Source organism: Paraburkholderia ferrariae NBRC 106233 (assembly GCF_000685035.1).
In the GTDB taxonomy this organism is placed as follows: Bacteria; Pseudomonadota; Gammaproteobacteria; order Burkholderiales; family Burkholderiaceae; genus Paraburkholderia; species Paraburkholderia ferrariae.
On the sequence record NZ_BAYB01000007.1, the window covers coordinates 269150 to 289457 of the forward strand.

The 20308-nt window shown below is 68.0% G+C and carries 16 protein-coding genes; 8 read left to right on the forward strand and 8 right to left on the reverse strand.

Annotated features, from left to right (window positions below; genetic code table 11):
* Positions 1–241 precede the first annotated feature (241 nt).
* The gene (locus tag BFE01S_RS08115; protein ID WP_052420819.1) at positions 242–1912 is read right to left on the reverse strand and encodes an NAD(P)H-hydrate dehydratase; all 1671 of its coding nucleotides are present in this window, start codon (positions 1910–1912) and stop codon (positions 242–244) included.
* A 137-nt stretch (positions 1913–2049) separates the two neighbouring features.
* Entirely contained in the window at positions 2050–3345 is a 1296-nt protein-coding gene (locus BFE01S_RS08120; RefSeq protein WP_028225041.1) for an NAD(P)/FAD-dependent oxidoreductase, read from the reverse strand.
* A 520-nt stretch (positions 3346–3865) separates the two neighbouring features.
* Between BFE01S_RS08120 and purL the strand changes: the two genes are divergently transcribed.
* On the forward strand, positions 3866–7942 hold the full coding sequence (gene purL, locus BFE01S_RS08125; RefSeq protein WP_028225042.1) for a phosphoribosylformylglycinamidine synthase: 4077 nt from the start codon (positions 3866–3868) through the stop codon (positions 7940–7942).
* A 115-nt stretch (positions 7943–8057) separates the two neighbouring features.
* Here purL and BFE01S_RS08130 read toward each other — a convergent pair whose 3' ends face one another.
* From BFE01S_RS08130 to BFE01S_RS08155, 6 genes are all read right to left on the reverse strand, one after another.
* A complete protein-coding gene (locus BFE01S_RS08130; RefSeq protein ID WP_156966944.1) occupies positions 8058–8612 on the reverse strand; it encodes a hypothetical protein in 555 nt (184 codons plus the stop codon).
* A gap of 170 nt (positions 8613–8782) precedes the next feature.
* Entirely contained in the window at positions 8783–9562 is a 780-nt protein-coding gene (locus BFE01S_RS08135) for a peptidylprolyl isomerase (RefSeq protein WP_028225044.1), read from the reverse strand.
* 63 nt (positions 9563–9625) lie between these two features.
* Positions 9626–9937, reverse strand: a complete 312-nt coding sequence (locus BFE01S_RS08140) for a BolA family protein (RefSeq protein WP_028225045.1) — start codon at positions 9935–9937, stop codon at positions 9626–9628.
* Entirely contained in the window at positions 9934–10467 is a 534-nt protein-coding gene (locus BFE01S_RS08145; RefSeq protein WP_028225046.1) for a septation protein A, read from the reverse strand. Before BFE01S_RS08145 ends, BFE01S_RS08140 begins: the two co-directional genes overlap by 4 nt.
* Positions 10468–10617: 150 nt before the next feature.
* Positions 10618–11037, reverse strand: coding sequence for a peptide-methionine (R)-S-oxide reductase MsrB (gene msrB / locus BFE01S_RS08150; protein ID WP_028225047.1), 420 nt, complete (start codon positions 11035–11037; stop codon positions 10618–10620).
* A 119-nt stretch (positions 11038–11156) separates the two neighbouring features.
* On the reverse strand, positions 11157–12791 hold the full coding sequence (locus BFE01S_RS08155; protein WP_028225048.1) for a protein adenylyltransferase SelO: 1635 nt from the start codon (positions 12789–12791) through the stop codon (positions 11157–11159).
* Between the two features lie 153 nt (positions 12792–12944).
* Here BFE01S_RS08155 and BFE01S_RS08160 point away from each other — a divergent pair, with 153 nt between their 5' ends.
* From BFE01S_RS08160 to BFE01S_RS08190, 7 genes are all read left to right on the forward strand, one after another.
* Complete coding sequence (locus tag BFE01S_RS08160; RefSeq protein ID WP_028225049.1) at positions 12945–14633, forward strand: 3-(methylthio)propionyl-CoA ligase; 1689 nt, start codon at positions 12945–12947, stop codon at positions 14631–14633.
* Positions 14634–14905: 272 nt separating this feature from the next.
* Complete coding sequence (locus tag BFE01S_RS08165) at positions 14906–16987, forward strand: 3-hydroxyacyl-CoA dehydrogenase NAD-binding domain-containing protein (RefSeq protein ID WP_028225050.1); 2082 nt, start codon at positions 14906–14908, stop codon at positions 16985–16987.
* Between the two features lie 34 nt (positions 16988–17021).
* Positions 17022–17681: a bifunctional nicotinamidase/pyrazinamidase gene (pncA, locus tag BFE01S_RS08170; protein ID WP_028225051.1), complete on the forward strand. Its 660-nt coding sequence runs from the start codon at positions 17022–17024 to the stop codon at positions 17679–17681.
* Positions 17682–17789: 108 nt separating this feature from the next.
* Positions 17790–18968 (forward strand): acetyl-CoA C-acyltransferase, encoded by a 1179-nt coding sequence (locus tag BFE01S_RS08175; RefSeq protein ID WP_028225052.1) that lies wholly within the window; start codon positions 17790–17792, stop codon positions 18966–18968.
* A 67-nt stretch (positions 18969–19035) separates the two neighbouring features.
* Positions 19036–19368 carry a hypothetical protein gene (locus BFE01S_RS45740; RefSeq protein WP_407668192.1) on the forward strand — a complete coding sequence of 111 codons (333 nt, stop codon included), beginning with the start codon at positions 19036–19038 and terminating at the stop codon, positions 19366–19368.
* 72 nt (positions 19369–19440) lie between these two features.
* Positions 19441–19743, forward strand: coding sequence for a Dabb family protein (locus BFE01S_RS08185; RefSeq protein ID WP_028225054.1), 303 nt, complete (start codon positions 19441–19443; stop codon positions 19741–19743).
* Between the two features lie 9 nt (positions 19744–19752).
* Positions 19753–20286 carry a PaaI family thioesterase gene (locus tag BFE01S_RS08190; RefSeq protein ID WP_084169646.1) on the forward strand — a complete coding sequence of 178 codons (534 nt, stop codon included), beginning with the start codon at positions 19753–19755 and terminating at the stop codon, positions 20284–20286.
* The last annotated feature ends 22 nt before the right edge of the window (positions 20287–20308 follow it).

A 20308-nucleotide genomic window follows, 5' to 3' on the forward strand; every position in this document is an offset into this window, starting at 1 on the left:
GGCGGGGAAGAACGCATGAAAGACAGCGGACGTGCCGATGCCTTCAAAGGCGAGCACGTGCCGCAGGGAGGCGCACCCGCGTCCGTTGCTTTACGGGCCGCGCGGTGAATCAGTATAGCGGGCTCGCACGCACCTGCGCGAGCCGTTGCACCGATGGACGGGGCCGGATCGGGCGCGTTGTCCGGTGCGAGGTCCAGTGCTTCGTCCAGTGCGATGTTCCGTGCACGCCCGTGCGGTTTTGTCAGCCGTGCGACGGATAGAACAAGCGGTTCATCAGCCGTCGTACCGCCGGCGCCAGTTCTCCCGCCGTCAGACCCGCGGGGCCGGTGCCTTCGGCGCACAGCGTATCGGCGGCAAGGCCGTGCAGCCACACGCCCGCCAGCGCCGCTTCGAACGGCGGCAGACGCTGCGCGAGCAGGGCGCCGATCATGCCGCCCAGCACGTCGCCGGTGCCGCCGGTGGCGAGGCCCGCGTTGCCGGTCGGGTTGACGGCCACGCGGCCATCCGGCGCCGCGATCACCGTGCCGCTGCCTTTGAGCACCGCCACCGCCGCGAAGCGCGCGGCAAGCGCACGCGCGGCGGCAAGGCGGTCGCGCTGCACCGTGGCGGTGTCGGTGCCAAGGAGGCGCGCGGCTTCCAGCGGATGCGGGGTGAGCACGCAGGGCGTGCGGTGCGCCGCGACGCGTGCCGGGACTTGCGCCGCGAGCGCCTCGTCGCGGGCGACGAGATTGAGCGCGTCGGCGTCGAGCAGCACCGGCGCATCCAGTTGCAGGATCCGGTCGACGAGATTGCGCGCCGAGGCGCTGCCGCCCATGCCGCAGCCCGCCGCCACGGCATCGAGCGTGCCGAGCGCCAGCTTGCCCGCGGCGTGCAGCATCAGTTCCGGATGCGGCGCATCGTAGGGCGGCGCGTCGCTGCCGAGGAAGCCCACGTGGACCTTGCCCGCCCCCGTCAGCAGCGCGGCGCGCGCGGCGAGGATCGGCGCGCCGCACATGCCGGTGTCGCCGCCAATCACGGCCAGCGTGCCGTAGGTGCCCTTGTGCGCGGCGAAGTCCCGCGCCGGCAGCGAGGGGCCGAAGAGCGCGGGCGCGTTGAGCCGTGCGGGCGGCGGATTGGCCGCGGCGCCGGTGCTGGCTTCAAGGGTGGCTTCAGGGCCTGCATCGAGGCCCGCTTCAAGGTCCGCTTCAAGGTCCGCATCGAGGCCCGCATCGAGGTCGATAGGCGCGACGCTCACCGCCCCCGCGTAATCGCGACCGGCCCCGGTGTAGAGGCCCGGCTTGGCCGCGATGAAGGTGACCGTATGCGTCGCGCGCACGGCGGGGCCCGCGCCCACGACGTTGCCGGTATCGCTGTCGAGGCCGCTTGGCACGTCGAGCGCAAGCACGTGGCCGGCGTGCCGGCCGTGGGCAGAGATGCGCAGCGCGAGATCGGCAAATATGCCGTCGAGCCCGCGCGCGAGGCCGATGCCGAACATGCCGTCCACGAGCCAGCCGTAGCCGTCGAACCTGTCAGGCGGGACAACTCCGATCGGCACGCCCGCGGCGCGAGCTTGCTCCAGCGCCCAGCGCGCGTCGGCGGGCTTCACCTCGACTGGCATGCACACTTCCACGGGTACGCCCGCGCGATGCAGTCCGGTGGCGGTGACGAGGGCGTCGCCGCCGTTGTTGCCCGGGCCGGCCACGAGCCAGACGGGGCGCGCGGAGGCCGGCGAGGGCGCATGGGCGATCTGCTCGAGCAGGAAGCGCGCGGCGGCGGCGCCTGCGCGTGCCATCAGCGTATGGGGCGGCAGGACGGCTTGCGCGGCGGTTTCGGCCGTGCGCAGTTCCGCGACCGTCAGGAGCGGCACGGCGCGGTCGTGGGGCGTGAAGAGGGCGGGCAGGCCGGAGGAAGCGAGAGGTGGCGTATCGGGCATGGTGACGGCAAGGCGGGGTATCGACAGTGCAACGATACCCGAGCCGTCACGCGCCGGGGTGAGCGTCGCCCGCCCGCAGATGAGTTGAGTCGAGCCGAAGGGCGGGGCGCCCCCGGCCCGGTCCCGACCCGGCGCGGTTAGCCGCGATCGGGCCGCAGGGCCTCGACGGTTTCGGGCGGCAGATCGGGCAACTCGCCCGAGACCTGCTGCGCGACGAGGCGCCCGGTGCCGAGCGCAAGCGCCCAGCCCGCAGGCCCGTGGCCCGCGTTGACGAAGAGCCGCGGATGCCCGGCGCTGCCGACCGTGGGCAGCCCGTCGGCCGAAAGCAGCTTCATGCCTTCCCAGGCAAGGGCGGCCGAAATGCGCGCCGCGCCCGGCGCCCAGTCGCGCGAGGCTTCGCCGAGGAGCGCGAGCGCGTCCTCGGTGAGCGCCTCGGGCAGAGGCTCGTCCACCTGGTTCGCGCGCAGCAGCACCGCGCCGCCCGAAATGCGCAGCCGGTGGTTCATGCGCGTGATCGCGATGCGCTTCGCCGCATCGACGATCGTGTACTGCGGCACGCATTCTTCGTGCGCGACCGGCGCGTTCAGCGTATGCAGGCGCAACGGATAGAGCGGCAGCTTGACGCCGTGAGCGGCCAGAAGGCGCGGCGTTTGCGCACCCGCGGCCACCACGACGGCGTCGCCGGAAATCACCTCCACGTCGCGCGAGCGCGCTTCTTCGGGCAGGCGCCGCGCGAGCTCGACCGCCGCGCGGCCGCTCTCCAGGCGGATCGCGCTCACTTCGCGGCCGGTCTGGAACTGCACGCCGCCCTGGGCGTCGAGCACCTGCTTGAGCTGTTTGACGAACAGCGGGCAGTTCGCCACGCGCCCGGCCGTAAAGCGCACGCCGCCCGCGAACGGCGGATCGGCGGGCAGATTCGGTTCGACGGCGCTGCATTCGGCGGCGCTCATCGCGTGATGCGGCACCTCGAAGCGGCGCAGCAGTTCGAGCGCCGGCTGCGTGAGCGCCCATTCGTCGCTGCCGCGCACGAGGTACAGCAGGCCCTCGCGCTGCTCGTATTCGAGCTGGAAGCGGCCTTCGGCATCGGCAAGCAGGTTTTCGGCCGATTCGATCAGCGGGCGCAGCAGTGCATAGCGGGCTTCGAAGGCTGCGGCGCCGTGCAGGGCGCCGAGGCGCTTGACGAACGCGCGCGCCTGGCCGCCAAAGCCCGTCTTGCAGATCACGCCGCCCGAGGACTGGCGGCCGTCGCGCAGGAAGGTGGGGCCGAACCAGACGTCGAGCGGGGTGGGCAGGGCGATGCCGCTATGGCCGTAGGTGGCGCCTTGCGCGACCGTGGCGTGGCGCTCGACGACGCAGACACGATGGCCCGCCGCGCGCAGCTGATAGGCGGTGGCGACGCCGGCGATTCCGCCGCCAATGACGATGACATCCATGACGATACGATCTGCAGGCAGGCGGCGCGCCAATGCAGGAAGAAGGCGCCGTGCCGGGGTGGGGCGTGCGGCGCGCCGTTCTGCCTCCGTTTCCGGAGGCTGCGCGCCGATCGGGTGAAACGCGCAATGATAGCAGCCAAAAGGGGCGCCTCGCCATGCGTGCGGCGGGTAAAACGCGTGCTCGCGCGCTTGCAAGGGCGGTCACAGGCGGTCGGCCGACGGCCGGGAAGCGATGAACAAGCGACCGGCGAGCGGCTGACCAGCGACTGACCAGCGACTGACCAGCGACTGGGCCGCCCCCCGCAAACCGTCGCCCAGCGCCGCAAAGCGGTCCGCAGGGTCGGCCAGGGCGAGCCTTCCGGGTTATAATCGCGGTCTCCCTTACGCCTGACGTCGCTCCCGCGCGCGACGCATCGCCTCTTTCGCGTTTTGCCGCCGCGCGAGGCGCTTTGCCCGACGCAATCCGGCGACGTAACTTCGCGACGCAACTTCGCGCAACTTCGACGCAACGCCCCAGTCCATGGCCCACTTCTCGTGTTTCCCCGGTGCTTCGGCCCTCTCCGACTTCCGTCAGACCCGCCTCCTCGAAACGCTCCAGCGTATCGACGCCAACATCGTCGGCGTCCATGGCCAGTATCTGCATTTCGTCAATTCGGCCACGCCGCTGACCGCTGAAGACAGCGCGAAGATCGAAGCGCTCATGCACTACGGCGCGCCGTTCGCGGCCCCGCAGGAGCGCGGCAGCGCGGCGACGTTCCTCGTCGTGCCGCGCTTTGGCACGGTGTCGCCGTGGGCGAGCAAGGCGACCGACATCGCCCGTCACTGCGGCCTCGAACACGTGCGCCGCATCGAGCGCGGCATCGAATACACGGTGGTGCTGAAGCCGGGCCTGCTCGGCGGCAAGAAGACCCTCTCCGACGAAGCCCACGCGGCCGTGGCGGCGGCGTTGCACGACCGCATGACCGAAAGCGTGGCGGCGTCGCGCGACACGGCGCTGCATCTCTTCGACGAACTGCCGGCGCGGCCCATGCAGACGGTGGACGTGCTCGGCCATGGCCGGGCGGCGCTGGAGACGGCCAACGGCGAACTGGGCCTCGCGCTCGCCGACGACGAGATCGACTATCTCGTCAACGCGTTCACGAAGCTCGAGCGCAACCCCACGGACGTCGAGCTGATGATGTTCGCGCAGGCCAACAGCGAGCACTGCCGCCACAAGATCTTCAACGCGACCTGGACCATCGACGGCAAGGAGCAGGACCTTTCGCTCTTCGCGATGATCCGCAACACCGAGAAGCTGAACCCGCAGGGCACGATCGTCGCCTACTCGGACAACTCGGCGATCATGGAAGGCGCGGTGGCCGAACGCTGGTTCCCGCGCAAGAACGCTGCCGCGAACGCGCCCGCGGAGCAGTACGGCCGCCACACCGAACTCACGCACACGCTGATGAAGGTGGAGACGCACAACCACCCGACCGCGATCTCGCCGTTCGCCGGCGCCGCGACAGGCTCGGGCGGCGAAATCCGCGACGAAGGCGCGACGGGCCGCGGCGCGCGTCCGAAGGCGGGTCTCACGGGCTTCACGGTCTCGAACCTCGAACTGCCCGATGCGCGCGAAAGCTGGGAAAACGCCCGCGACGCGGCCACGCCGCGCGCGCACCGCAATCCGGCGGAAGCGGGCGAAGCCTACGGCCGCCCCGACCGCATCGCCTCGCCGCTGCAGATCATGATCGACGGCCCGCTGGGCGGCGCCGCGTTCAACAACGAATTCGGCCGTCCGAACCTCGGCGGCTACTTCCGCACCTACGAGCAGAACGTGGCCGGCACCGTGCGCGGCTACCACAAGCCCATCATGATCGCGGGCGGCATCGGCAATATCAGCGCGCAGCACACGCACAAGAACGATCTGCCGGAAGGCTCGCTGCTGATCCAGATCGGCGGCCCGGGCATGCGCATCGGCATGGGCGGCGGCGCAGCGAGCTCGATGGCCACCGGCACCAACACGGCCGAGCTCGACTTCGACTCGGTCCAGCGCGGCAACCCCGAAATCGAGCGCCGCGCGCAGGAAGTCATCAACGCGTGCTGGCAGCTCGGCGAGGGCAACCCGATTCTGAGCATCCACGACGTGGGCGCGGGCGGCCTCTCGAACGCGTTCCCCGAACTCGTCGATGGCGCCGACAAGGGCGCGCGCTTCGAACTGCGCCAGGTCCAGCTCGAAGAGTCGGGCCTCTCGCCGCGCGAGATCTGGTCGAACGAGTCGCAGGAGCGCTACGTGCTGGCCATCGCGCCGGCCGACCTGCCGATGTTCGAGGCGATCTGCGCGCGCGAGCGCTGTCCGTTCGCCGTGGTCGGCGTGGCAACGGCCGAGCGCGAACTGAAGCTCATCGACACCGACGAAAAGGCGCTGGCCGCGAACGGCGGCCACCAGCCCGTCGACATGCCGATGGACATCCTGCTCGGCAAGCCGCCGCGCATGCACCGCGACGTCACGCACACGAGCACGCCGCTCGTGCCCGTGGACGTGACCGGCATCGCGTTCGACGAAGTCGCGAAAAGCGTGCTGCGCAACCCCACGGTGGGCAGCAAGTCCTTCCTCATCACCATCGGCGACCGTACGGTGGGCGGCACGAGCGTGCGCGACCAGATGGTCGGCCCGTGGCAGGTGCCGGTGGCCGACTGCGCGATCACGACGCGCGACTACGCGGGCTACAAGGGCGAAGCGATGACGATGGCCGAGCGCACGCCGCTCGCCGTGATCGATGCGCCCGCATCGGGCCGCATGGCCGTGGGCGAAGCGATCACGAACATCGCTTCGGCGCCGATCGTCTCGCTCGACACGCTCAAGCTCTCCGCGAACTGGATGGCCGCGTGCGGCGCGCCGGGCGAGGACGCCGCGCTTTACGACACCGTGAAGGCGATCGGCATGGAACTGTGTCCGGCGCTCGGCATCGGCATTCCGGTGGGCAAGGATTCGCTCTCGATGCGCACGAAGTGGAACGACGCGGGCGTGGCGAAGGAAGTGGTCGCGCCGGTGTCGCTCATCATCTCGGCCTTTGCGCCGGTCGAAGACGTGCGCCGCCATCTCACGCCGCAACTGCGCCGTGCCGACGAAGCGGGCGAGTCGGTCCTGATCGCCATCGATCTGGGCCGCGGCAAGAACCGCTTGGGCGGCAGCATCTTCGCGCAGGTCACGCAGCAGGTGGGCGACGCGGTGCCCGACGTCGATAGCGCCGAAGACCTCAAGCAGTTCTTCTCGGCCATCCAGCAACTGAACGCGAACGAGCAACTGCTCGCCTACCACGACCGCTCGGACGGCGGCCTGTGGGCGACGGTGTGCGAAATGGCGTTTGCGGGCCACACGGGCGTGTCGCTGAACGTGGACATGCTCGCGCTCGACGCCGACCACGAATCCGACTACGGCGACGCGAAGGACTGGGCGAAGCAGACGAGCGGCCGCCGCGAAGACCGCACGCTGCGCGCGCTCTTCTCCGAAGAGCTCGGCGCCGTGATCCAGGTGCCGGCGCAGCAGCGCGACGCCGTGTTCGCCGTGCTGCGCGAGCATGGCCTGTCGGCATGCTCGCACGTGATCGGCCAGTTGAACAACCGCGACGCGATCGAGATCTACCGCGACGCAAAGCGTATTTACGAAGCGCCGCGCACCGAACTGCAGCGCGCGTGGAGCGAAGTGAGCTGGCGCATCGCGCGCCTGCGCGACAACCCGGCCTGCGCCGATGCCGAATACGACGCGCTGCTCGACGCCGCCGACCCCGGCATGCAGCCGCACCTCACGTTCGACCCGACCGACGACATTGCCGCGCCGTTCGTCTCGACCGGCAAGCGTCCGCGCGTGGCGATCCTGCGCGAACAGGGCGTGAACTCGCACCTGGAAACAGCGTATGCGTTCGACCGCGCCGGCTTCGACGCGCACGACGTGCACATGAGCGATCTGCTGGAAGGCCGCGCCACGCTCGCCGACTTCGCGGGCGCGGTGGCGTGCGGCGGCTTCTCGTACGGCGACGTGCTGGGCGCGGGCGAAGGCTGGGCCAAGACGATCCGCTTCAACGCGAAGCTCGCGGACATGTTCGCGGCCTTCTTCGCGCGTCAGGACACCTTCGCGCTCGGCATCTGCAACGGCTGCCAGATGATGTCGAGCCTCGCCTCGATGATCCCGGGCGCCGACGCCTGGCCGAAGTTCACGCGCAACAAGTCCGAGCAGTTCGAAGCGCGCTTCTCGCTCGTGGAAGTGCAGAGCTCGCCGTCGATCTTCTTCGCCGGCATGGAAGGCTCGCGCATTCCGGTGGCCGTGGCGCACGGCGAAGGCTTCGCGGACTTCTCGCAACAGGGCGACGCCGCGAAGGTGGCGGTGGCGATGCGCTACGTCGATCACCGCGCCCAGGCGACCGAAGCCTACCCGTTCAACCCGAACGGCTCGCCGCAGGGCATCACGTCGGTCACCACGCCGGACGGCCGCTTCACCGTGCTGATGCCGCACACCGAGCGCGTGCAGCGCACGGTGACGATGAGCTGGCACCCCGAGGCCTGGGGCGAGGCGAGCCCGTGGATGCGGGCGTTCCGCAATGCGCGCAAGTGGGTGGGCTGAGGCGCTGTTTGGCCCGGCCGTTGATGCAAAAAGCCGACCCGTGAGGTCGGCTTTTTGCTGTCTGATGGGGTGGTTCGGGCCATGTTGCGGAGGCTAAGGGCAACGCCACATGGCGTCATAGGAGTTGCCGCAACCTCTGCCACAAATTTAAGCGCTCGACTTTCGGCATTGCCAGGCCGTCTATTCGCAGTTGCGCAAGGAGACCTTCATTGGTGACGCCAAGCGCTACACCTGGCGCAATCTCATACCACGTTGACGATTCCGCCCACGAAAGATAGAACACGCCGCGAATCGGTTCATAGAATTCCGTCGGCTCTTCAAGGTACGCACGTCCGTTTTCGTCGAAATCCGCATCGATATGCGCGGTCGCCGGTACGGTGTCCTCGAAATCGCGCTTCCCTCGAATCCATCGATTCGGGTTGGTATAGATGGACCAGTCCACAATTCGTTTTTGTGGATCAAGTGCCATCGAGAAAAACCCACCTGCCAGAATATAGTTTTGCTCTGCGATGTTGAACTGTCGATCCAGGTTCTCACTGAGAGCAGGCGTCTTTGGCGGACTCGCGGCAATGTACCTGACATGACACATTATGGAATTGCCTCGACCATCCCATGTGGCATCTGAGATGGAGTCAACAGGTTCTCCAATACGAACGGTGATGTTTTTCATTTCAGTGGAGACGGTCGAGGTTTGGCTCGAATATTTGAAAGGCCGCGCAGCACGCAAAACGGCCCGATCAGCGTAAGCCGATCGGGCCGTTTCGGTCAGGCTGACCCTCTCATGAAACCCCGCGCCGCTCGAGGTCGCGGGGTTTTCGCCACAGCCGCGCGCAGCGCGCGTTACTGGATCTTCGCCTGCTTGCGCAGATTCTCTTCGAACGCCTGCAGTTTTTCCTGCTGGATCTGCTGGACGATCTGCTGACGCACCTGGTCGAGCGGCGGCGGCGTGACCGGGCGGATGTCGTCCACGCGGATGATGTGCCAGCCGAACTGCGTGTGCACCGGCGTATCGGTCATCTGGCCTTTCTGCAGATGCGTGGCGGCATTGGCGAATTCCGGCACATAAGCCTTCGGGTCCGACCAGTCGAGGTCGCCGCCGTTCTTCGCCGAACCCGGGTCCTTCGAGTACTGCTTCGCGATGTCTTCGAAGCTCGCGCCGGCCTTGATCTTCGCAATCAGGTCTTTGGCTTCCTGCTCGTTGTCCACGAGGATGTGGTGCAGGTGGTACTCGTTGCCGCCCGCGTCCTTCGTGAGCTGGTCGTAGCGCGCCTTCACCTCGGCGTCGGTCGGCTGGTTGTTCTTCACGAAGTTGTCGATCAGCGCGCGCAGCACGACCGTCTGCTGGGCCACGGCGATCTGCGCCTTCACGTCAGGCTGGTTCGGAATGCCTTCGCGGATCGCTTCCTGCATGAGGATTTCGCGGTTCACGAGTTCTTCGCGCACCGCGGCCTGGAGCTGCGGCGAGTCCTGCTGGCCTTGACGGACGAGCTGGTCGATCAGCGCGTCGGCGCGCGCTTTGGGAATCGGCGTGCCGTTCACGACGGCGATGTTCTGCGCGAATGCGGGAGCCGCCGCGCACGCAGCCAGCAACACCCAGAGACGGGTCTTCTTCAAGGTCATCGGAAAGTCCTAACAGGGGGCAAACCCAAAGGGCAACTAAAAAGGGCTAACTGGAAAGTGGGGCTACCGGGGCAGCGCTGCGGCTTCTTCGGGCGTGAGCGCCGTGATCGCGAGTGCGTGAATGCCGCGCTGCATCGCCTCGGCCAGCGCATCATACACCATGCGATGCCTTGCCACGCGGGCTTTCCCCGCGAACGCCGCGGCCACCACCGTTACGCTGTAATGGCCGCCGGCGGCCGCGCCGGCATGGCCTGCGTGCTGCGCGCTGTCGTCGCGCACCGAGATCGATTCCACGGGCGCGAGCGCGGCCGCGAGGCGCGACTCGATCAGGGCCATGCGCTCGCCCGGGCTGGCGTTCAGGAAGGCGTCGCTCATTCCTCTTCCTTGATGTAACGCGAAAGCCACAGGCTCTGCCCGACGATGAACACCACGAGGATGCCGGTTGCGCCGAAGAGCTTGAAATCGACCCACGCGTCGGTGGAGAAGTGGAACGCGACGAACAGGTTCACGAGGCCGAGCAGCACGAAGAAGATCGCCCAGATCAGGTTCAGCTGCGTCCAGATGCGGTGCGGCAGCGTGATCTGCTTGCCCATCATCGCTTCGATGAGGTTCTTGCCGAAGCCGAGCTGCGCGCCGAGCAGCGCGAGCGCGAAGGCCCAGTAGAGCACGGTGGGCTTCCACTTGATGAAGGTTTCGTCGTGCAGCACGAGCGTGGCGCCGCCGAACACGACGACGATGCCGAGCGAAAGCCACAGCATGGGATCGACCTTGCGATGGCGGAACGCCACCCACGCGATCTGCACGAGCGTCGCGACGATCGCCACGGCCGTGGCCGTATAGATGCCCCACAGCTTGAAGGCAACGAAGAACAGGATGATCGGAAACAGATCAAACAGAAATTTCATTATCGGCCTGGATGTTTGCAAAAAGAGCTGCCGCGGCGTTTGCCGCAGTGATAACGGAAGCAACCCCGGCACTGAGCCCGGAAGTGAGCCCGGAAATGCGTCCGGAAGCGACCCCAAAATGGCGCGGCACGCCGGGTGCCGCGTCCGCGTTCACTTGGGCTCGAATTGTAGCGCAGCCGAATTGATGCAATACCGAAGTCCGGTCGGCGCCGGGCCGTCCTCGAACACATGGCCGAGATGCGCGCCGCAATGCTTGCAGCGCACTTCGATGCGCAGCATGCCGTGCGTGCGGTCGGTGCGCTCCTCGATCACCTCGCCGTTGATCGGGCGGAAGTAGCTCGGCCAGCCGCAGCCGGCGTCGAATTTCGTATCCGATTCGAAGAGCGGCGTGCCGCAGCACACGCAGTCGTACACGCCGCGGTCCCAGTGGTCCCAGTAGCGGCCCGTGAACGCGCGCTCGGTGGCCGCATGGCGCGTCACCTGGTAGTCGCCTTCCGCGAGCTGCTTGCGCCACTCGGCATCGTCCTTGTGGCCGGGGTAGTCGGGGGAGTTGTGATCGTCCTGGCTCATGGTGGGGTTCCTGTAGTGGTCCCGGGGGTGGCCTCCGGGGCGAATCGCTTCGGAGGCGCGTATGGGGGAGAGGGCCGCGCCGATGCGGGACAACACAACGATCAGGCGGCCATGGTGCGTCACGAGGAGCAGCTCACTTCCAGCGAGCTCGCCCAGTCGGGCGGCAGCGCCGCATAGGCCGCATGTTCGGGCTGCTCGTCGAACGGGCGCGAGAGCACGCGCGCGAGCCGCGCCACTTCGCTGAAATCCTTCTGCGCGGCGCGCTCGATCGCCGTTTGCGCGAGGTGGTTGCGCAGCACGAACTTCGGATTCACGCGATGCATCGCCGCGGCGCGCGCGGCGTCGTCGCGCGGCTCTTGCTGCAGGCGCGCGCGATAGTCGTTCGCCCAGGCGTCGAAGGCGGCGCGGTCGAGGAACAGGTCGCGTACCGGTGCATCGTGCCGGGCCCCGTGCTTCGAAAGCCCGGCAAGATGGCGGAAGGTCAGCGTGAAGTCGGCGCGGTTCGCGTGCATGACTTCGAAGAGGCGGTTCGATAGCGCATCGTCGCCTTCGCGCGCCGTTTCGAGACCCAGCTTCGCGCGCATGCGCGCTTCGAGCGCCGGGGCGAAATGCCCCTTGAAGCGTTCGAGCACGGTCTGCGCATCGGCCACCGCGCGCTCGCCGCGGGTCTTCTCGTCCGCGTCCTCGCGCTGCAGGCCGAAAAGCGGCAGCAGCGCCTGGGCGAGACAGAACAGATTCCAGTAGCCGATCTGCGGCTGCATGCGGTACGCGTAGCGGCCCTGCGTATCCGAGTGATTGCAGATGTGACTGGCGTCGAAGCCGTCGATGAAACCGAACGGGCCGTAGTCGATCGTGAGGCCGAGGATCGACATGTTGTCCGTGTTCATCACGCCGTGGCAGAAGCCCACCGCCTGCCATTCGACCATGAGCGCCGCCGTGCTGCGCACCGCTTCGTCGAGCAGCGCGAGATAGGGATCGTCGGCTTCGCGCAGGTGCGGGTAGAAGCGGGCGATCACGTGATCGGCGAGCGCCTGCAGCGCCGCGACATTGTCGTTCGCATAAAAATGCTCGAAGTGGCCGAAGCGCACGAAGCTCGGTGAAACGCGCGTGACGACGGCGGCCGTCTCGATCTCTTCGCGCCGCACCGGCTGGTCCGAGCCGACCACCGCCAGCGCGCGCGTGGTCGGAATGCCGAGGTGATGCATGGCCTCCGAGCACAGGAACTCGCGGATCGACGAGCGCAGCACCGCGCGGCCGTCGCCCATGCGCGAGTAGGGCGTGCGGCCCGCGCCCTTGAGCTGAAGCTCGTTGCGTTGTCCCGCGTGCGCGAGTTCGCCGAGGCCGAGCGCGCGGCCGTCGCCGAGCTGGCCCGCCCACACGCCGAACTGGTGGCCCGAATAGACCGAGGCGTACGACATGGCGGCGGGCGAACGCTCGCGCGTGGCGTTGCCCGCGAAGAAGGCGGCGAATGCGGCGCGGGTGGCAGTGTCGGCGGCAGCGTCTGTGCCAGGATCGGCTACCAGCGCGGGATCGATGCCGAGGAGCGCGGCCGTGTCGGCCGAAAAGCCGATGAGGTAAGGATCGGGCAGCGGCGCCGCCGGCAGCCGCGTGAGGAACGGGCTGCCGAGCGACGAGAACGCGTTTTCGCGCGCTGCGGTGAGCGCGCGTTCGAGCTCGGCGAGCGGGCCGCCGGCGGCCTCGTGCAGGGCGGCGGCGTGCGCCGCGGAATCGGTCAGGCCTGGTGAAAACGACATGTTGAGCGCCTCTTGAATAGCCGATATTGTAAATCCGCGCCAGCCGGCATGCTGGACACCCGCTGCGGCCTTGGCCCGGCGGGCCCGGGCGGCCGCCGGACCCATCGCAAACTGGCATTCGAACACATATTCAGCGCGAGGAGACCACCGACGATGACTGCGCCGCTGTTGGGACAGATGATGGACGTGCCGCTCAATGTGTCGTCGCTGATCGCGCATGCGGCGCGGTATCACGGCGACACGCAGATCGTCTCGCGCCGCATCGAAGGCGACCTGCATCGCTACACCTACCGCGCGTGCGAAATCCGCTCGAAGCAACTGGCCCAGGCGCTGATCGCACTGGGTGTGGCGCCGGGCGAGCGCGTCGGCACGCTGGCCTGGAACGGCTACCGGCATCTGGAGGCGTATTACGGCGTGACCGGTTTCGGCGCCGTGTGCCACACGATCAATCCGCGGCTCTTTCCCGAGCAGATCGCCTGGATCATCAATCACGCCGACGATCAGTACGTCCTCTTCGACCTCACGTTCGCGCCGCTCGTCGATGCGCTCGCGCCGCAGTGCCCGAACGTGCGCGGGTGGATCGCGCTCGCCGCCGAATCACACCGGCCCGGCATGCGCACGCCGGTGCTCTGCTACGAGACGCTGCTCGACGCGCAGAACGGCGACTACGCCTGGCCGGTGCTCGACGAGCGCAGCGCCTCGAATCTCTGCTATACCTCCGGCACCACCGGCAATCCGAAGGGCGCGCTCTACACGCACCGCTCTTCGGTGCTGCACGCCTATGGCGCTTCGCTGCCCGACGCGATGGGGCTTTCCTCGCGCGACGCGGTGCTGCCCGTCGTGCCCATGTTTCATGTGAACGCCTGGGGCCTGCCGCATGCGGCGCCGCTCAACGGCACCAAACTCGTGCTGCCGGGCAAGGATCTCGACGGCAAGTCGCTCTACGAACTCATGGAAAGCGAGGGCGTGACCTGCTCGGCCGGCGTGCCCACCGTGTGGCTCGGACTGCTTGCGCACCTGCGCGAAGCCGGCGTGCGTTTTTCCACGCTTGCACGCACGGTGATCGGCGGATCGGCGTGCCCGCCCGCCATGCTGCGCGCCTTCGAGGACGAATACGGCGTACACGTGATCCACGCGTGGGGCATGACGGAAATGTCCCCGCTCGGCACGCTCGCGAAGCTGAACTGGGAGCAGTCGCAGCGGCCGCCCGACGCGCGGCGCGCGCTGCTGGAGAAGCAGGGGCGCGTGATTTTCGGCGTCGACATGAAGATCGTCGGGCCCGAGGGGCAGGAACTGCCCTGGGACGGCGTCGCGTTCGGCGATCTGCACGTGCGCGGGCCGTGGGTGATCGACCGCTATTTCCGGCAGGAGAGCGGCACGCCGCTCGTCGGTGGCTGGTTCCCGACCGGCGACGTGGCCACCATCGACCCGGACGGCTTCCTGCACATCACCGACCGCAGCAAGGACGTCATCAAGTCGGGCGGGGAGTGGATCAGCTCCATCGACCTGGAAAACGTGGCCGTGGCGCACCCGGCCATTGCGGAGGCGGCGTGCATTGCCTGCGCACACCCGCGCTGGACCGAGCGGCCGCTGATCGTCGCGGTGAAGAAGCCGGGCGCCGAGGTCACGCGCGAAGCCTTGCTGGCTTTCTACGTGGGCAAGGTCGCGAAGTGGTGGCAGCCCGACGACGTCGTGTTCGTCGATTCGCTGCCGCATACCGCGACGGGCAAGCTGCAAAAGCTCAAGCTGCGCGAGCAGTTCCGCGACTACGTCCTGCCGACGGCGCTTGCCGCCGAGGCCTCCTGCCCCATGAACGCGCCGGCGGGGCACGATCCGGTTTGAGCGGGCGCAGCAGGCGCGGGCGTCTCTCACGCTCATGAACGCGGCCGTCGGCTGCGGAGCACACGAACGCAGCCGAAGAAGGCTGCGTTTTACCTTGCACGCCCCATACGCCGTGCAGCGCGACCGTGAAAACCCCAGGTCCGCCGACCGGGGGAAATCGCCGAGAAAAATTGAACGAACGTTCTTTTTTGTGTATTCTGCCTGCTGACCGGGATTGTCGGACAATGAAGCCGGCGACGCACAACGCGGCCCGCAAGCATGGAGGCAGGCAAATGGCAGTGGACTACACGACTCGCGACGGCGTCGCCGTCATCACGCTCAACAACCCGCCCGTCAACGGCCTGGGGCATGCCACCCGCGCCGGGATCGTCGAAGGCATCGCCCGCGCCGCGCAGGATCCGGCCGTCACCGCCATCGTCATCACGGGCGCCGGCAAGGCTTTCTCGGGCGGCGCGGACATCACCGAATTCAACACGCCGAAAGCGACCCAGGAGCCCACGCTCCACACCGTCATCAACGAGGTCGAGAAGAGCGCCAAGCCCGTGGTCGCCGCGATTCACAGCGTTGCGATGGGCGGCGGCCTCGAACTCGCGCTCGGCGCTCACTACCGCATCGCCGCGCCCGGCGCGCAGATCGCGCTGCCCGAAGTGAAGCTCGGCATCCTGCCCGGCGCCGGCGGCACGCAGCGCCTGCCGCGCGCGCTCGGCCTCGAACCGGCGCTCAACATGATCGTGACCGGTGCGCCGGTGCTCTCCGAGAAGCTGGCCGGCACGGGTCTTTTCGATGCCATCGCACAAGGCGATCTGCTCGAAGAAGCCATCGCGTTCGCGCGCAAGGCCGCCGACAAGCCGGGCCCGCATCCGCTCGTGCGCAATCGCAAGGTCGAGCATCCGAATGCCGAAGGCTATCTGCAGTTCGCGCGCAACACGGTGGGCGCGATGTCGAAGAACTATCCGGCGCCGCTGAAGTGCGTCGATGCCGTGGCCGCGGGCGTGAAGGAAGGCTTCGACAAGGGCCTCGCCTTCGAGCGCGAATGCTTCCTCGAACTCGTGCAGACGCCGGAAAGCCACGCGCTGCGCCATGCGTTCTTCGGCGAGCGCGCCGCGAGCAAGATTCCCGACGTGCCTTCGAGCACGCCCGTGCGCGACATCCGGCAAGTGGCCGTGATCGGCGCGGGCACGATGGGCGGCGGCATCACGATGAACTTCCTCAACGCGGGCGTGCCGGTCACGCTGCTCGAAACGAAGCAGGACGCGCTCGACCGCGGCCTCGCGACGATCCGCAAGAACTACGAAGCGCAGGTCAAGAAGGGCAAGCTCACGGCCGAGAAGCTCGAAGCGCGCATGGCGCTGATCCGCCCGACGCTCACGTATGACGACCTCAAGCAGGCCGACCTCATCATCGAAGCCGTGTTCGAAGAACTGGGAGTGAAGGAGCAGGTGTTCAAGCGCCTCGACGAAGTGGCGAAGCCCGGCGCGATTCTCGCCTCGAACACCTCGACGCTCGACGTGGACAAAATCGCGGCCTTCACGAAGCGTCCGCAGGACGTGGTGGGCATGCACTTCTTTAGTCCTGCCAACGTCATGAAGCTGCTCGAAGTCGTGCGCGGCAAGGACACGGCCAGGGACGTGCTCGCCACCGTCATGCAGGTCGCGAAGAAGATCCGCAAGACGGCCGTGGTCTCGGGCGTGTGCGACGGCTTCATCGGCAACCGCATGATCGAACAGTACGTGCGCCAGGCGCTCTACATGCTCGAAGAAGGCGCGCTGCCCGCGCAGGTGGACCGCGCAATCGAGAAGTTCGGCTTCGCCATGGGCCCGTTCCGCATGAGCGACCTCGCGGGCAACGATATCGGCTGGGCGATCCGCAAGCGCCGCTATCAGGAAAAGCCTGACATGAAGTACTCGAAGATCGCCGACCGCCTGTGCGAGTCCGGCCGCTTCGGCCAGAAGACCGGCGCGGGCTGGTACGACTACAAGGCAGGCGAGCGCAGTGCGCTGCCTTCGGCGCTGGTGGACGAGATGATCGTCGCGTATTCGAAGGAAGCCGGCATTGCGCGGCGCAAGATCGGCGACCAGGAGATCGTCGAGCGCCTCGTCTACGCGCTCGTGAACGAAGGCGCGAAGATCCTCGAAGAGGGGATTGCCTCGAAGGCGTCGGACATCGACATGGTCTACCTGACGGGCTACGGCTTCCCGCTGTGGCGCGGCGGCCCGATGCTCTACGCGGACACGGTGGGGCTCTACAACGTGGCGCGCGCGATGCGCGGCTACGCGGCGCAGCCCAACGGCGACGCGTGGGCGATTGCGCCTTCGATCGCGGAGCGCGCCGAAAAGGGCGGCACCTTCAACTGAGCCGCCGGCGTTCATGGCGCAAGGAACGGACATCATGAGAAGCGCAGACGACGTGCTGTTGCTGATCGACCTGCAGTACGACTTCATGCCGGGCGGGGCGCTGGCCGTCGCGCACGGCGATGAGGTCGTGCCGGTGGCCAACCGGCTCGCGCAGGCGTTCAGCCACGTGGTGCTCACGCAGGACTGGCATCCGGCGCAGCACGTCTCGTTTGCGGCCAGTCATGCGGGCCGCCAGCCGTTCGAGACGATCGCGCTGCCCTACGGCGAGCAGGTGCTGTGGCCCACGCATTGCGTGCAGGGCACGGCCGGGGCCGACCTGCATCGCGATCTGCACGTGCCGCACGCGCGCGCCATCATTCGCAAGGGCCATCACGCGGACGTGGACAGCTATTCGGCATTTCTCGAAGCCGACCGCGCGACGCCCACCGGCCTCTCCGGCTATCTGCGCGAAACGGGGGCAAACGGGGGAGCACACGGCGGCGTGAAGCGCGTGTACTGCTGCGGCCTCGCGACCGACTACTGCGTGGCATGGTCGGCGCTCGACGCGCGGGCGGCCGGCTTCGAGGCGGTGCTGATCGAGGACGCTTCGCGCGCCATCGACCTGAACGGCTCGCTCGCCGCTGCCTGGGAACAACTGCGCGCCGCGGGCGTGAAGCGCGCGCAGTCGGCGGAGGTGCTGCGTGGCGCCGCATGAACGTCGTTCGTAGAGTCCGTCCATTTCAGATTATCCAGCAGGATCAACACATTCGTATGGGATCGGGCGAGGCGCACACGCGCTGAGCCAGGCCGACAGGAGATAAGCATGACCGACGCCGTAATCGTATCGACCGCCCGCACGGGCCTCGCCAAGTCCTGGAAGGGCGGCTTCAACATGACCCATGGCGCTACGCTGGGCGGCCATGTGACGAAGGCCGCCGTCGAGCGCGCCGGAATCGACGCGGCGCGCGTCGAAGACGTGATCATGGGCTGCGCGAACCCCGAGGGCGCGACGGGCGGCAACATCGCCCGCCAGATCGCGCTGCGCGCGGGCCTGCCGGTCTCGGTGCCGGGCATGACGGTGAACCGCTTCTGTTCGTCCGGACTCCAGACGATTGCGCTCGCGGCGCAACGCGTGATTGCGGGCGAGGGCGACGTGTTCGTGGCGGGCGGCGTGGAGTCGATCTCGTGCGTGCAGAACGAGATGAACCGCCATATGGTGTACGAAGGCTGGCTCAAACAGAACAAGCCCGAGATCTACTGGAGCATGCTGCAGACGGCCGAGAACGTGGCCCGGCGCTACGAGATCTCGAAGGAGCGCCAGGACGAGTACGGCGTGCAGTCGCAACTGCGCGCGGCTGCCGCGCAGGCGGCCGGGCTCTTCAACGCCGAAATCGTGCCGATGACGGTGCTCGCGGGCGTGGCCGACAAGGCGAGCGGCCAACTGGTGACGAAGGAAGTCACCATTGCCGCCGACGAGGGCATTCGCGCCGACACGACGCTCGAAGGCGTTGCGAAGATCCGCACGGCGCTGCCGGGCGGCGTGATTACGGCGGGCAACGCGAGCCAGTTCTCGGACGGCGCGAGCGCCTGCGTGGTGATGAACGCGAAGGTTGCCGAGCGCGAGGGCCTCACCCCGCTCGGTATTTTCCGCGGCTTTGCCGTGGCCGGCTGCGAACCCGACGAAATGGGCATCGGCCCCGTGTTTGCCGTGCCGAAGCTGCTCAAGCAGGCGGGCGTCAAGGTCGAGGACATCGACCTGTGGGAGTTGAACGAAGCGTTCGCGGTGCAGGTGCTGTACTGCCGCGACAAGCTCGGCATTCCGGCCGACCGCCTGAACGTGAACGGCGGCGCGATCGCCGTGGGCCACCCCTACGGCGTGTCGGGCGCGCGCCTCACGGGCCATGCGCTCATCGAAGGCAAGCGCCGCGGCGCGAAGCTCGTCGTTGTGACGATGTGCATCGGCGGCGGCCAGGGCGCCGCGGGCCTGTTCGAGATCGTCTGATCCCGGGCGGATCGTGGCGTTGCCGCGCGGCGCCGGCGCGAAAAACTGCGCGCGCAGCCGCGAGCGCATGGCGCAGGTCGTCGCCGCGGCATTTCCCCACGGCACGCGCTTCACGCCGCCGCAGGGCGGGCTCGCGTTCTGGATCGAACTGCCGTGGCACGTCGCTTCGCTGGCGCTCTTCGATGCCGCGCTCGCCGAAGGCATCCGCATCATGCCCGGCACGGTGTTTTCGAATGCGGGGCGCTTCGATCACTTCATTCGCCTGAGCTGTCCAGGCCCGCAGCCGCATACGGCCGCCGCAGCCGTGCTGCGCATCGGTGCGCTCGCGTGCGCGCTGGCGCTGGCGCGGGCAGGGCAGGCGGCTGCGCCTCTCGCCCAGCCAGCCGCGCGGGTATCATGACGATTGCCGGCGCGCGCGGCGGACAAGCCGCCGCGCCGCACTTCGTTCATGCAGACTGAAAAGGTGAATACGTTGATTCGTCATATCGTGATGTGGAAGCTCAAGGAATCGGCCGAGGGTGCGACCCGCGAAGAAAACCTCGTGAAATTCAAGGCCCTGCTCGAAGGCTGCCGCGATCTCGTGCCCGGCACGCTGCATCTCGAAGTGGGCCTCGCCGAGCCGGGGCTCGCTTCGACCTTCGACATCGCGCTCGTTTCCGACTTTGCCGACAAGGCCGCACTCGACGCCTATCAGGACCACCCCGATCACCTTGTCGTGAAGCAGTTCGCGAAGGCCGTGGCGGAAGGGCGCCAGTGCGTCGATTACGTGATCTGAGCGCGCGACATGGCTGACCAGAATACGGATGCGGGCACCGAGGGCGACGCGAATCGCGGCCAGGCCGGCAGCGCGCCCGGCGATTTGCCGCTCGATGTCGTCGAAAGCCCGTTTACCGACCATCTCGGCGTGCAACTCGTGCGCGCGCGCGACGGCGCGAGCGAAGTGGCCCTGCCGCTCGCCGCGCGCCACCTGAACACCTGGGGCATCGCGCACGGCGGCGTGACCATGACGCTTTCCGATATCGCCCTCGCCATGGCCGCGCGCAGCGTGGCCGGCGACGGCATGGGCGTCGTCACGGTCGAGATGAAAGTGAACTTCATGCAGCCGGGCCGCGGCGAACTGCGCGCATACGGACGCGTACTGACCCGCACGACCACGATGGCCTATTGCGAAGGCGAGGTTCGCGACAGCGAGGGCCACTTCGTCGCCAAGGCGCTCGGCACGTTCAAATACATGAAGCGGCTGGCCGTGGGGCGCGACGTGGCGCACCAGCGGCTGCGCAGCGATCCCACCGCGAAGCCGGGACCGAGCGACGGCTGAAGCCCGGCGCCCGTTCCTGCCT